The sequence below is a fragment of the Pseudomonas sp. DWRC2-2 genome (assembly GCF_049897885.1).
GTDB classification, from domain to species: Bacteria; Pseudomonadota; Gammaproteobacteria; order Pseudomonadales; family Pseudomonadaceae; genus Aquipseudomonas; species Aquipseudomonas azotoformans_A.
In genome coordinates this window covers 1-12,210 of record NZ_JAFCXD010000001.1, presented here as the reverse complement: position 1 = coordinate 12,210, position 12,210 = coordinate 1, and the positions used below count along the sequence as shown (strand labels likewise).

16 protein-coding genes and 3 pseudogenes are annotated in these 12,210 nt (G+C 57.7%); 11 read left to right on the top strand and 8 right to left on the bottom strand.

Annotation, left to right across the window (positions count from 1 at the left end):
- Window positions 1–58: 58 nt before the first annotated feature.
- The 5 genes and pseudogenes from ACP7EW_RS00095 to ACP7EW_RS00075 all read left to right on the top strand — a co-directional run.
- Window positions 59–379 (top strand): annotated as a pseudogene (locus ACP7EW_RS00095) (pyridoxine/pyridoxamine 5'-phosphate oxidase); the annotation flags it as partial.
- Window positions 360–443 (top strand): annotated as a pseudogene (locus tag ACP7EW_RS00090) (anaerobic ribonucleoside-triphosphate reductase); the annotation flags it as partial. The pseudogenes ACP7EW_RS00095 and ACP7EW_RS00090, both read left to right, overlap by 20 nt.
- A gap of 56 nt (window positions 444–499) precedes the next feature.
- Window positions 500–745, top strand: a pseudogene (locus tag ACP7EW_RS00085) (anaerobic ribonucleoside-triphosphate reductase activating protein); the annotation flags it as partial.
- Between the two features lie 69 nt (window positions 746–814).
- Window positions 815–2,434: a methyl-accepting chemotaxis protein gene (locus tag ACP7EW_RS00080; RefSeq protein WP_426214415.1), complete on the top strand. Its 1,620-nt coding sequence runs from the start codon at window positions 815–817 to the stop codon at window positions 2,432–2,434.
- Window positions 2,435–2,543: 109 nt separating this feature from the next.
- On the top strand, window positions 2,544–2,753 hold the full coding sequence (locus ACP7EW_RS00075; RefSeq protein ID WP_426214413.1) for a DUF3079 domain-containing protein: 210 nt from the start codon (window positions 2,544–2,546) through the stop codon (window positions 2,751–2,753).
- On the opposite strand, the gene ACP7EW_RS00070 is transcribed toward ACP7EW_RS00075, so the two are convergent.
- Both ACP7EW_RS00070 and ACP7EW_RS00065 read right to left on the bottom strand, forming a co-directional pair.
- Complete coding sequence (locus ACP7EW_RS00070) at window positions 2,742–3,026, bottom strand: hypothetical protein (protein ID WP_426214411.1); 285 nt, start codon at window positions 3,024–3,026, stop codon at window positions 2,742–2,744. The two genes, ACP7EW_RS00075 and ACP7EW_RS00070, sit on opposite strands and share 12 nt — an antisense overlap.
- Before the next feature lie 65 nt (window positions 3,027–3,091).
- A complete protein-coding gene (locus tag ACP7EW_RS00065; RefSeq protein ID WP_369005988.1) occupies window positions 3,092–3,568 on the bottom strand; it encodes a hemerythrin domain-containing protein in 477 nt (158 codons plus the stop codon).
- Between the two features lie 267 nt (window positions 3,569–3,835).
- On the opposite strand from ACP7EW_RS00065, the gene ACP7EW_RS00060 reads away from it, so the two are divergent.
- Window positions 3,836–4,042: a PLDc N-terminal domain-containing protein gene (locus ACP7EW_RS00060; RefSeq protein WP_028616597.1), complete on the top strand. Its 207-nt coding sequence runs from the start codon at window positions 3,836–3,838 to the stop codon at window positions 4,040–4,042.
- Between the two features lie 58 nt (window positions 4,043–4,100).
- On the opposite strand, the gene ACP7EW_RS00055 is transcribed toward ACP7EW_RS00060, so the two are convergent.
- Window positions 4,101–4,661: a type 1 glutamine amidotransferase domain-containing protein gene (locus ACP7EW_RS00055; RefSeq protein WP_426214408.1), complete on the bottom strand. Its 561-nt coding sequence runs from the start codon at window positions 4,659–4,661 to the stop codon at window positions 4,101–4,103.
- A 200-nt stretch (window positions 4,662–4,861) separates the two neighbouring features.
- On the opposite strand from ACP7EW_RS00055, the gene ACP7EW_RS00050 reads away from it, so the two are divergent.
- Window positions 4,862–5,074 carry a hypothetical protein gene (locus tag ACP7EW_RS00050; protein WP_426214406.1) on the top strand — a complete coding sequence of 71 codons (213 nt, stop codon included), beginning with the start codon at window positions 4,862–4,864 and terminating at the stop codon, window positions 5,072–5,074.
- A 2-nt stretch (window positions 5,075–5,076) separates the two neighbouring features.
- Window positions 5,077–5,508 carry a DNA methylase gene (locus ACP7EW_RS00045; protein ID WP_269130915.1) on the top strand — a complete coding sequence of 144 codons (432 nt, stop codon included), beginning with the start codon at window positions 5,077–5,079 and terminating at the stop codon, window positions 5,506–5,508.
- Between the two features lie 7 nt (window positions 5,509–5,515).
- On the opposite strand, the gene ACP7EW_RS00040 is transcribed toward ACP7EW_RS00045, so the two are convergent.
- Window positions 5,516–6,298: a DeoR/GlpR family DNA-binding transcription regulator gene (locus ACP7EW_RS00040; RefSeq protein ID WP_426214404.1), complete on the bottom strand. Its 783-nt coding sequence runs from the start codon at window positions 6,296–6,298 to the stop codon at window positions 5,516–5,518.
- A gap of 121 nt (window positions 6,299–6,419) precedes the next feature.
- Between ACP7EW_RS00040 and ACP7EW_RS00035 the strand changes: the two genes are divergently transcribed.
- Window positions 6,420–7,580 carry an alpha-hydroxy acid oxidase gene (locus tag ACP7EW_RS00035; protein ID WP_426214402.1) on the top strand — a complete coding sequence of 387 codons (1,161 nt, stop codon included), beginning with the start codon at window positions 6,420–6,422 and terminating at the stop codon, window positions 7,578–7,580.
- A 192-nt stretch (window positions 7,581–7,772) separates the two neighbouring features.
- Here ACP7EW_RS00035 and ACP7EW_RS00030 read toward each other — a convergent pair whose 3' ends face one another.
- The gene (locus ACP7EW_RS00030; RefSeq protein ID WP_426214400.1) at window positions 7,773–8,699 is read right to left on the bottom strand and encodes an alpha/beta hydrolase; all 927 of its coding nucleotides are present in this window, start codon (window positions 8,697–8,699) and stop codon (window positions 7,773–7,775) included.
- Between the two features lie 163 nt (window positions 8,700–8,862).
- Here ACP7EW_RS00030 and ACP7EW_RS00025 point away from each other — a divergent pair, with 163 nt between their 5' ends.
- Both ACP7EW_RS00025 and ACP7EW_RS00020 read left to right on the top strand, forming a co-directional pair.
- On the top strand, window positions 8,863–9,720 hold the full coding sequence (locus tag ACP7EW_RS00025; protein WP_426214398.1) for an SDR family NAD(P)-dependent oxidoreductase: 858 nt from the start codon (window positions 8,863–8,865) through the stop codon (window positions 9,718–9,720).
- A gap of 11 nt (window positions 9,721–9,731) precedes the next feature.
- Window positions 9,732–10,319, top strand: a complete 588-nt coding sequence (locus ACP7EW_RS00020; RefSeq protein WP_426214396.1) for an NUDIX domain-containing protein — start codon at window positions 9,732–9,734, stop codon at window positions 10,317–10,319.
- A gap of 194 nt (window positions 10,320–10,513) precedes the next feature.
- On the opposite strand, the gene ACP7EW_RS00015 is transcribed toward ACP7EW_RS00020, so the two are convergent.
- The 3 genes from ACP7EW_RS00015 to ACP7EW_RS00005 form a co-directional block, all read right to left on the bottom strand.
- Window positions 10,514–10,927 (bottom strand): hypothetical protein, encoded by a 414-nt coding sequence (locus tag ACP7EW_RS00015; RefSeq protein WP_426214394.1) that lies wholly within the window; start codon window positions 10,925–10,927, stop codon window positions 10,514–10,516.
- 35 nt (window positions 10,928–10,962) lie between these two features.
- A complete protein-coding gene (locus ACP7EW_RS00010; protein ID WP_426214392.1) occupies window positions 10,963–11,352 on the bottom strand; it encodes a hypothetical protein in 390 nt (129 codons plus the stop codon).
- 3 nt (window positions 11,353–11,355) lie between these two features.
- The coding region (locus ACP7EW_RS00005) for an RHS repeat-associated core domain-containing protein (protein WP_426214390.1) at window positions 11,356–12,210 on the bottom strand (855 nt) is incomplete at its 5' end.

The window sequence follows — 12,210 nt, the reverse complement described above, 5'->3', positions numbered from 1 at the left end:
ACCTGCGAGGCCACCATGCTTTACCTGCTGTTTCTGCTGGCCCATCTGTTCGCCGCTCTTTTTCGGCAACTACCTGAGCGCCAAGGGCCAGGAACTGGCGGACAACCCCCATGCCGCCATGACGTTTTTCTGGTCGGGCCTGGAGCGTCAGGTGCGCATCGAAGGTCCGGTGGTGAAGGCCGCTGCCGAGCTGTCGGACGACTATTTCGACGCACGCCCGGCCGCCAGCCAGTTGGGCAGCTGGGCCTCGCCCCAAAGCCAACCCTTGGCCCATCGCAACGAGTTGGAAGGACGCCTGCGTGAGGTCACCGAGCGTTTCGCCGGTCGACAACCGCATCGGCCCGACTATTGGGGTGGCTACTGCCTGCAACCCCGGCAAGCAATCCGAGCACACGGAGCGCGTGCATTTCACTGAAGCCGCCGCTGCGGCCGGGCGCCAATGAGTCGAGCGCTGCGGGTCGGGAGCCTGGTGCCCCTGACCACCCTCGACTACCCCGGCATGCTCGCCAGCGGCGTGGAGTATGAATGCCGCACCACCGTGCATTGGCACCTGATCGACCCAGCGCGCCTGTTGCTCCTGGCCCAACGTTTGCAAGCCCGTGGCGTGCAGCGCTTCGTCGTGCAGAGGGTGCGCACCGCCAGCATGCTCGACGCGCAACTGCCGAGTGCCCCGGTACAGGTCGCATTGCCGGAGCTGTGGGGCCGTCTGCGCGAGTTGTTTCCCGTTTTTGTATTGCGAGGGTGACCCGCACCCTCAGCCGGTTTTTATCGATGCTGCCCATGGTGGGCAGGCTTTCATCAAGGAATGTTCAGAATGAAGCAGTTAACCACGGCACAACGCATTGTCATCGGTTTCGCGATTGCGCCGCTGGCCCTGGTCGGTTTGGTGTTCTACGCCTTGCACGACCTGGCGACCCTCAAGCAACAATCCGAGCAGATTGTGCAGCAGGACTGGCCCAAAATCGCCCCGATCATGGTGATCGCCACCGGCGTGCGCGATAACGGCCGCAACACCCGCGACCTGCTGATTGACCAGGAAAACCAGCAGGCCCAGGACGCCATTGGCACCACTCGGCAGCGCATCACCCAGGCGTTCGCCACCCTAGAACCGCTGCTCGATACCGCTGAAGGCAAGGCAGCCTACGCGACCTTGAAGGCCCATCGTGAAACCTATGTGGCGGCGTTCACGCAGGTGCAGGCGCTGATCAAGCAAGGCGCCCGCGAGCAGGGCCTGGCCCAGCTGAAGCAGCAGGTGGTGCCGGCCGAGCTTGAAGTGTTCAAGAGCCTGGACGCGTTGATGGCCATGCAAGGGCGTTTGTTCGCCGAGCGTGAGCAGGCCGCGCAGGCGCTGTACGACGACGCCCGACGCAACATGATCGGGCTGCTTTTGCTGTGCGTGGCGTTGGTGGTGACTGCCGCCGTGATCGTCACCCGCAGCGTGATCCGTCCTTTGGGCGGCGAGCCGGACGAAGCCGCGCGCGTGTTGAGCCATATCGCCCAGGGCGACCTGACCATCAACGTGCCGGTGGGCAACAGCGCCGAGGGCAGTGTGATGCGCAACCTGCATCAGATGCAGCAGAACCTCAACCAGATGGTGCGCCACATCGCGGCATCGGTGGACGGCGTGGCCAGTTCCTCCGAGGAACTCAGCGCGGTGAGCAGCCAGACCAGCAGTAGCTTGCAGTCCCAGGGTCATGAAATCGAACAGGCGGCGACGGCGGTGAATGAAATGACCGCCGCCGTGGATGAAGTCGCGCGCAACGCCGTGAGCACCAGCGAGGCCTCACGCCTGTCGGAACAGACCGCCCAGCGCGGCCGTGCCCAGGTGCAGGAAACCGTGGCGTCGATCAACACCTTGGCCACCGGTGTTGTGGAAACCTCCGAGCGCATCCAGCAACTGGCGGGTCGCGTGCAAGACATCAGTAGCGTGTTGGAAGTGATCCGCAGCATTGCCGACCAGACCAACCTGCTGGCCCTCAATGCCGCCATCGAAGCGGCCCGTGCTGGCGATGCCGGACGCGGCTTTGCGGTGGTCGCCGATGAGGTGCGCGCGTTGGCCCATCGCACCCAGGCGTCGACCCAGGAGATTGAGCAGATGATCGGCAACATCCGCCAGGACACCGAGCACGCAGTTGCGGCCATGCACAGCAGCAGCGAGCGCGTACAGGCGACCCTTGGCGTGGCACAGCGTTCGGGTGAAGCCTTGGATGAGATCACGCGGTCTATTTCGCAGATCAACGAGCGCAACATGATGATCGCCAGCGCCACCGAGGAACAGGCCCTGGTGGCGCGCGAAGTGGATCGCAACCTGGTGGGCATTCGCAACTTGTCGCAGCAGGTGCTGCAAGGGGCGTTGCATACCGAGACGGCGGGGCATGACCTGGCGGGCATGGCGGGGGCGCTGCACCAGACGGTGGCGCGGTTCAAGGTTTAGCCTGAAGCGGGCGCCGAAACAGTGCGGACTGTGGGTTTGATTTCAGTCAAGTCCACAGCCGCGCGTCAGCAGTAGGGTGGGGGCTCTGTCCGGAGTAAGGATCACAGCCATGGCCAAGCCTTTTCCGCTGCACCCCAAACACCCCGAACGCATCTGCTGGGGCTGCGACCGCTACTGTGGCGCGGCCGACCTGGCTTGCGGCAACGGCGCCGACCGCACCATGCACCCCGCTGAGATGCTCGGTAATGATTGGTACGAACACGGCGACTGGGGGCTTGCGCCTGAGCCGCCGGTGAAGGATGAGTCGTCAACTGCCTGAGCGGGGTTTTTGCTGAGTTTCTTTTTGCTGGCGGTCGGCAGGTTTAGCCGGCTTGCTCGGTTGCTTTTCAGTTTCCTTAGTTTTCTTGTCGCTGTCGGCGGGGCTGCTGGGGTAGGTTCCCGGCGGCAGTGCTGAACCGGCAGCGCTGTCGCTACTCAACGCGCTCGCAGCCGGCTCGGGGTTATCGCCAAATGCGGCGAAGGCGGGGCCGGCGAGCAGGGCTGACAGGCCGACGACTATGAGTAAAGTCCTTTGGGGCAACCAGGTCTTCATGACGCAATCCCCTATCGTGATGCATCAAGAGCCTGGCTTTCCTCCAGGCTCGGGTCATGCCTCGATCAGGCCGCCATGGGCTTGGTCGACTGCAATTTTTTATGCGCCGCTTTCATCGCTTCCATTTCAGCGCCCAACTCTTCAAGCAGGGCTTTGCCCAGCAGTTTTTTAGCCTGCGGGAACATCTCGGTTTCTTCTTCCTCGATGTGGTGTTCGAGCAGCTCCTTGACCACTTTGACCCGACCGGAAAACTCCGTAGTCGAAGGTTCGGTCTGCTTCAGGTCCGGCAGTACTAAGGAATCGACAGTGCGGTGCTCCTCTTTGGCCTCGTGATACATGATGTCCTGCTCCTTGCCGCCGGCTTTCCTGAACGCCGGGTAGAGGATTTCTTCTTCGAGCTTGGTGTGCAGGCTTATTTCTGCTTCCAGCTTGGCCAACAACTCAGTGCGTTTTTTGACCCCGCGTTCGGTGGACTCACTCAATTGGGTCAATAGGGTCTTCACGCGTTCGTGGTCGGCTTTGAGCAGGTCAATGGCGTTCATGGATGACACCTCACGGGAATAATCAGGGCATGTCGAAATGCATACCTCGTTCCGTACTCTGTTGCATCAGTTGTACCAACTTGGGCTATTTTTAATTTATCAATTAATTCAATGGCCTACGATAATCTGAAGGTGAAGCGTGTCGTGCAGGTTGCATGATGTTGTCTGTGACACGTTGCATTCCACAACCCGAATCAGTTGACGCAAATTTTAATGAACCCTCGCAGCCATCGCTTGACCTAATGCATACGACCTAGGAGGTGAAGCATGGAAATTCAATACATCTGGATCGGGCTGGCGGTGATTCTGCTGCTCTTGGAACTCTGGGCCATCAACATCGTACTGCGCAGCACGGGGGGCTGGGAGTCGAAAGGATTGTGGCTGGTCATTCTGATTTTTGTGCCGTTGTTTGGGCTTATCGCCTGGGCGATGTTCGGGCCCAAACGCGAGATGCCCGAGCAGCGTAAAAGTTGAGTCGGGCCTGAACAGACAACAGGCGCCATTGCGGCGCCTGTTTTCTTTCTGCTCAGAGTCAGCCGGCGACAGCTTTGGCGATGGCCTCGCTGAACGCTGACAAATCGTCCGGTGTACGCGACGTTATCAACGTCCAACCATTGGCCTGGCATTCCTTGACCTCGGCATCGACCCAGCCTGCGGCACCCGCATTTTCCAAGTCGATACGTACGCTTTTATAGGAGGTCAGGGTCTTGCCCTTGATCACACCGGCATCGATCAATGCCCACGGGCCGTGACAGATTGCCGCCACGATTTTACCCGCTTTGACGAACTCATTGATTAACGTGAGCGCCGCTGCATCCTGGCGCAAGGTATCCGCGTTAACAGTGCCGCCGGGGATCACCAGTGCATCGAACTCACTGCCCGATAGCTCGGACAGCTTCGCATCGGACTCAACTGTTGTGTCCTTTTCGGTGTCGCCGACGAAGGTCTGGGTGGTGCCGCCTTTGCTGGAGCCATGGGTTACCGTTGCGCCAAATCCACGCAAGGCTTCCAGGGGTTTGAGCAGTTCATCGCGCTCGATACCGGTGTTGGATGTGATGACCAGAATCTTCTTGCCGTTAAGGTTTGTACTCATGATCGAGTGTCTCCTGATGGGGATGCGAAGGATGGGATATGGGAAAGTTGATCCGGCCCGGGCGGCAAAGGTTTAAATTAATTTGCGCTTATTTCCTGGGCGGTTGGCGCGGCCAATTTCCTTGAACTATCCAAGGCGGGTGGCTTCTGTTGCACAGGTGCCCGACATTTTTGCGGGCATTCACTGATTGGAGAAACACCATGACTGCCGATAAGACCCCAGCACCCATCAGTTCCGAAGAAGCTCAGCAGGGCACTGATAAAGCCACAAAAGGCCAGACCCTGGAACGTCCAAATCCCAATACCGAAACCGTCGACAAAGTGCTGACGCCCACCTCGATCAAGGACACCGAGCGCCAGACCGATGCCATCAATGAACAGGCCGCTAAGGCCGAGCGCAAGCTGGACCACTGATCGTGGCTCGTTCTATCACCGCGTCGGAGTTGGGCATCGAGCTCAAACCCGACGATGATGGCGGCCTCTTCAAGTGGTTTATCGCCAGCTTCCTGATGGGCAAGCGCATCCAGGCTCCGATTGCCGCACAGGCCTACAAGGTGATCGTTGAAGAGCAGGGCCGCGACACGGCGCGCAAGCTGCAGCACTGCACATCGCGTGAGTTGGTCGCCATGCTCGGACGCGCGCGTTATGTGCGCTATGACGAAACCACCGCACAACGTTTGCTCGACCTCAGTGCCAAGTTGAATGCTGAGTACGCAGGCAAGATCACCCACATGCGTAGAGCCAGTGATGACCGTCAGGCCTTCGAAAAACGCCTAGGGGAATTCGACGGTGTAGGGCCCAAGACCATTGAGATTTTCATGCGCGATGCCGCCAAGGTGCTGTTCTAATCAGCACTTAGACTTCCACCCGGAATACTTCCAATCCCAGCTGCTCATACGCTTCCACACTCGGCACATGCCACTCCGTGATCAACGTGTGAATGCGACTGCATGGTGCCACCACAAAAGGCTCCACGGCACCGAGTTTGTCGGCCATGGTCACCGCTACCACATGGGAGGCGCTGTCGAGCAGTGCCTGCTTGACCGCCACTTCATCAAAATGCAGCGAGCTGATGCCCACTTGCGGGTGCAGCGCGCAGACGCCGGTAAACAGCAGGTCGGCCTTGATGCCCTGGATCATTCGCACGGTTTCATGGCCGCTGGTGGACAGCGTCGCTGGGTTGAGTTGGCCGCCGGTGAGGATGACTTTCACGTCAGGATGGTCGGCCAAAGCGATGGCGATCATCGGTGATGTCGTGACCACGGTGAGGCGGATCGAGCGCGGCAATGACTGGGCAATCTGCAGCGTGGTCGAGCCGGAATCGAACAGTACGATTTGCCCATCTTCCACACGGTCTGCCGCCAGCCGGGCGAGGTGACGCTTGGCCTCATTGGTCTCGCCGACGCGGGTGAAAAAGTCTTTGCCGGTGTCCTTGGGCCGGGGCAGGGCGCCACCGTGGACGCGTTGCAACAGCCCGGCGGCGGCGAGTTCGCCGAGGTCGCGGCGGATGGTGTCCTGGGACACGGCAAAGTGTTCCACCAGTTCCGAGGCGGTGACTTTACCGTCGCGCTCCAGCAGCAACAGGATCTTCTGTTTGCGCAAAGAAGGCAGGTCGATGTCTTGATGAGTGTTGTGCATGTTTGTGCGTTTTTCTGCGGGTTTGTGCGAGATTAGCCGTGCAGCTATCTAAACGCAATGGCTGGTTGCGCAGTCGATGGGCGGTTACTCTCAGCATTCAGTTCAGGGAGAGGTGACCTAGATGCCGTTGATCACAACCATCGAAGATTTACGCAAGCTCGCGCAAAAACGTGTCCCACGGATGTTCTACGACTACGCCGATTCCGGCTCCTGGACTGAGAGCACCTACCGGGCAAATGAAAGCGATTTTGCCAGCATCAAGTTCCGCCAGCGGGTGGCGCGCAACATTGATCAACGCTCGATCCGCGCCACGATGATCGGCCAGGAGATGGCTATGCCGGTGGCACTGGCGCCTACCGGATTGGCCGGGATGCAGCACGCCGATGGCGAGATTCTGACCGCGCGCGCCGCCGCAGCATTTGGCCTGCGTTACACCTTGTCGACCATGAGTATCTGCTCCCTGGAAGACATCGCCGAGCACGTCGGCCAGCCGTTCTGGTTCCAGCTCTATGTGATGCGCGACCGCGCCTTTATCGAACAGTTGATCGAGCGCGCCAAGGCTGCCGGTGTGGATGCCCTGGTGCTGACCCTCGACCTGCAGATCCTCGGCCAGCGCCACAAGGATTTGATCAATGGCCTGTCGGCGCCACCGAAACTGACCTTGCCGAATATCCTCAACATGGCGACCAAGCCACGCTGGGTGATGGGCATGCTCGGCACTAAACGCCGCGGTTTTGGCAATATCGTCGGGCACGTGAACGGCGTGGCAGACATGAGTTCGCTGTCGTCCTGGACCGCCCAGCAATTCGACCCGCGCCTGAGCTGGGACGATGTGGAATGGATCAAGAAGTGCTGGGGCGGCAAGTTGATCATCAAGGGCATCCTCGATGTGGAGGATGCACGCCTGGCCGCGAATGCCGGCGCCGACGCACTGGTGGTGAGCAACCACGGCGGTCGTCAACTGGACGGTGCGCCTTCGAGCATCAGCCAGTTACCGGCGATTGTCGAAGCGGTGGGCGAGCGCATTGAGGTGTGGCTAGACGGTGGCATTCGTTCCGGCCAGGACGTGCTCAAGGCGATGGCATTGGGCGCCAAGGGCACCATGATCGGCCGCCCGCATTTGTATGGTCTGGGCGCGTTGGGCGAGGCGGGTGTGACCAAGGCGCTTGAGATCATCGCCCGTGAGTTGGACGTGTCGATGGCCTTGTGTGGGTATAACGATATACGCGATGTGAATCGCGAGATTTTGTTGCCGGGTACATTTCCTGAAAAGGTTTGCTGAGCAAAAAAAACGTAAAAATATAAAAAGAGTTGTCCACGAAAACCGTGGGTATCTCTGTGGATAACTTTGCGAAGCCCCGGCAGGGTTGGCGATTTCGGCAGAGGTTATTATTTGATCAACTTCTGTTTTGGCCCAGCATGGGCAGGGTTTGCGCTTGACACGCAAGCGCGAACCCAGTGCCGAAATACGCTTTTACGAGTCGCCGCTGCGACCTGTGGAGTGTGTGACTACCTGCGCCGGCATCTTCGCTTGCATCAGTTTGTCCAGCGCCTGGCCATAACTGCGACCGGCCAGGCTCATGCTGTTGTTATGGCTGGCACCGGGCACCATTAACAGCCGCTTGGGTTCCTGGGCGGCTTCAAACAAGTGCTGGCTGAAACGCGGCGGCACATAACGATCATCCAGGCCATGCACCACCAGCAGCGGCATATGGATATCGGCAATCTTGTCGATGGAATCGAATTTCTGCGACAGCAACCAGCGCACCGGCAATGAGGTGTTCGCCACGGCCGTGGCCACATCCGCCAGCGACGTGAAGGTGGATTCGATCACCAGCCCGCGCACCGGCAGCGGTGTTTGCCTGCCCAACTCGGCAGCCAGGTCGATGGCCACTGCGCCGCCGAGTGAGTGCCCGTAGATCAGGCGTTTATTCGGGTCCGGTTGCAGCACCTGGAAACGCTCCCAGGCGATGCGCGCGTCTTCATAAACGGTGGTTTCCGACGGCAGCTCGCCGTGGCTCTGGCCGAAGCCGCGATAGTCGATAGCCAGTACCGAATAACCCAGGGCGTGCAGTTGCTCGATGCGAAACAGTTGCCCGGTCAGGTTCCAGCGTACGCCGTGCAGGTAGAGGATGGCGGGCGCGTCTTTCTTGTCCGCCGGGTACCACCAGCCATGGATATTCTGTCCGGCTTTGAAACTGGCCGGCTTGAGTTCGAATTCCTGCACTGCCTTGGGCAAGCCGCTGTACCAACTGGCGGTGCCCGGCTCGATGCGAAACACCAGCTCGCGCTCCTTGTGTTGCAGCACAGCACAGCCTACCGGCAGGCCGACGATCAACAACGCCATGCACACCAGGGGAAACCAGCGCAGGCTCAGGCGCGAGAAGAAACGAGAGGACATGAAGGTTCCAGGAAAAAGGTGAAGCAGGGGTTTTACCAGATGGCCCAATCGGGCAGGAATTAATTCGACAGCCGTCAACGGGGATTGCTTGCAAAGTATTACAGCATTGAACAAGGCGCGCCGAGGTTGTTAGGGTGGGCGGCCCGAACAGGAGAGCAAGCACATGGATTTCACAGGCAAAACCGCACTCGTCACCGGCGGCGCACGCGGGTTGGGGCTCAGTTACGCACGGGCTTTGGCCCTGGGCGGCGCACGGGTGGTGATCAGCGATATCGGTGCCGACAATGCCGGCGCGGGCAGCGATGCCTCGGTGGTCCAGGCTGCGGCAGAAACCCTGCAGGCCGACGGCTTGAACGTGCTCGGCCATGGGGGTGACTTGTCCACGAACGCGGGCTGCGAGCAACTGATCGCGTACGCCATCGAGGCCTTCGGCCAACTCGACATCTTGATTCACAACGCCGGCTGGGTCGGTTACCAGGCCATCGCCGACCTCGACGCCGCGTTCCTGCAACGCGCCATGGACATCAACCTCTACGCACCGCTATGGCTGTGCAAGCACGCCTGGCCGCACCTGCTGCGCTCATCTGCACCGCGCATCATCCTCACCACCTCCGACCGTGCCATGTATGCGCAATATGAGCAGACCGGCCTGGTGGCCTACAGCGCGGGCAAGATGGCGCAACTGGGGATCATGAACGCGTTGAGCCATGAGGGCGTGGAGGCCGGGATCAAGGTCAATGCAATCTCGCCGGTCGCCAAGACGCGCATGTGGGGCGTGACCGAAGAACCGGATGAACTCAAGCCTGACTGGGTGACGCCGGGGGTGCTGTTCCTAGCCTCTGAGCAGTGCGAGGACACGGGTTATATCCTGCGCGCCAGCAACGGCCAATTCACGGCCACGCGCTTCACCGAAAACCCAGGGGTGGACTACCCGCGCAACTTGGCACGGATCAAAGCGGGCAGCGCCGAAGCAGTCGCCGCTGCCTGGAACAGCATCAAACAAACACAACCCTTTTCTTGAGAAGCCCGAGCATGGACCACAGCCCCGTTCGCATCACCGCCGAAGAAACCCTCTCGGAAAACTGGTACCTGCTGAAAAAATACAGCTTCGACCTGCGCCGCCGCGACGGCAGTTGGCAAGCCCAGACCCGCGAGGTGTACGACCGCGGCAATGGCGCGACCATCCTGCTGTACAACCGCGAGCAGCGCACAGTGTTATTGATCCGCCAGTTTCGCATGCCGACGTTCGTCAACGACTACCACGGCTACCTGATCGAAGCGGCAGCCGGCTTGCTCGACAACGCCAGCCCCGAAGAACGTATTCGCCTGGAAGCGGAAGAAGAAACCGGGTATCGCGTGAGGTATGTGGAGAAGATCTATGCGGCGTTCATGAGCCCGGGGTCGGTGACGGAGCGGATTCACTTTTTTATCGGTGAGTATCAGCCGGGGGATCGGGTGGGGAGCGGAGGCGGTTTGGAAGAGGAGGGTGAGGATATCGAGGTGTTGGAGCTGGGGTTCGAGCAGGCGCTGGGGATGGTGCAGAGTGGGGAGATTGTGGATGGGAAGACGATTATGTTGTTGCAGCATTTGGAATTGCGGATGTTGAGGGACGGCTGGTGAGTTCGTTTGTTGCTGGGTGAACACGATTACTGTAGTGAGCAGGCTTGCCCTGCGTTGGGCTGCGGAGCAGCCCTAATGCAGACCGTGCGAACTTACCTAAAAACATCCATCGCTTGGGCAGGGTCGCTTCAAGGTCCTGCGAGTAAGTTTGCTCGCCGCCAGTAGATTTTGTGAATGGTTAGCTTTTGTAAGATCTAGTTAAATTTTTCATGGTCTTGCGCCCCTAAAGATGCAAGCCATTTTTTATAAAAATCAACTTGTTCTTGTGGGTTGTTTGTTAGGTTGTTGTCTTCATAGTCAAATAGATGAACTATGTCGTCAAATGTGGCTTGCTTGCCTAGAGTTAATTCATATGCGACTAGCCCGGCGCTCATCTGGGAAGCCATTCTGGAGGGTGTGACATTTATTTTTGCTCCCTTGCATAAGAAAGTTATATGGGGGAATTCTGCTCTTACTTTTGCCAAGCAGATGTATATGTCTCTTCCATGATAGATTTTTCCAAAGTTGTTTGATTCTGAAAACGTCATCATGCATTTGGCTGGATCATATTTTACGGTCGTTTCAAGTTTTTTATTTTTGGAAATGACTAGTATTTTTTTACATTCCATCATCGTTCCGGTCCGAGTGAGGTAGACTCCGGTTGTTAAAGGCTTTGCAGAGACTCAGCCCATTCATTCCGGTAAGTGATCTGTTCATTGATATCGTTTGTGAGATCATTTTCTTCGTAATCGAATATGCGGACGAGTTTCGCGTCGGGTTCACCCATCGTTACCTCATAAGCAACTAACCCGCTTGACATCTGAGATGCCATTGCTGAAGGGTAAACACTCACCTTTGAGCCTTTGCATAAAAAAGCTATTTCACTAAACTCTCTTCTTAGTAATCCAAAGCATACATATATATCTATGTCGGAATATGTTTTTTGTGTGCCGTCAGCAAATGCTATAGACAAGGTTGATGTTGCTCTGTCGAGCTCAAGTGTAGCGGTCTCTCTTTGTGCGTTTTTGATTATGGTGATATCGAGTTTTTTCATTGGTTATTTTCTGTTTGGATTGATTAGTGAGTAGCCTTTGTCTGTTCCATCATCGTGGACGGGTGTGGCTCCTAGAATATCCTTAGTGTCTATCCGGTTTGGTATGGCAATTTCGCGTTCCTTTTTATAGTCGGATAAAACACCTAGCTCTTTGTTGACATCCCGACCCGGGATTTTCTTTAGGGTGTAAAGATAGCCTTCCTCAAACCCAAAGGATGTTGCGAACGTCAGCCCTTGTTCTCTTGATACTGATGTACTCACAAAATTGCTTGGTGGACTCGCATTGTTTTGCGAGTGTAAGTAGAGGTCAGTGCTTTTTCCTCTGCTCTCAAAGCCGGTTTCAAAAATTTCGTCCGGGTGCCTTGAGTCTCCTCGATATAAATATTCTTGTCTTTTATTTGATGCTGGTAGCGAAGGAGAGCCTTCGTCTACCTTTAGCGGTGTGTTTGAGTTTTCTGTATTCGTGTGTGGTTTGCAGCCATCTCCGCCAGGGCATGAGCTCAACCCTAACGGGTCAACCCATCCGGTAGGATTGGGTGCGTACTGGTACGTATTGATCCCACCCGCTAGCTTTACCGGGTCCGGCGTCAGATAGCGACCAATATCCGGATTGTAGTAGCGGTGACGGTTGTAGTGCAGCCCGCTTTCTGGGTCGAAGTATTGGCCCTGGAAACGTAGCGAATTGTCAATTTTGTTGATGTCGAGGCGGCTGATTTCGCCATAAGAACGGTAATGCACAGACCAGACGATTTCGCCGTTGGCATCGGTGAGTTCCTGCGGCGTACCCAAGTGATCCAGTTGGTAGTGGTAGGCCTTGGTTTCCTTTGGACCAAAGCCTTCCAGCAGCGCCAATGGCCT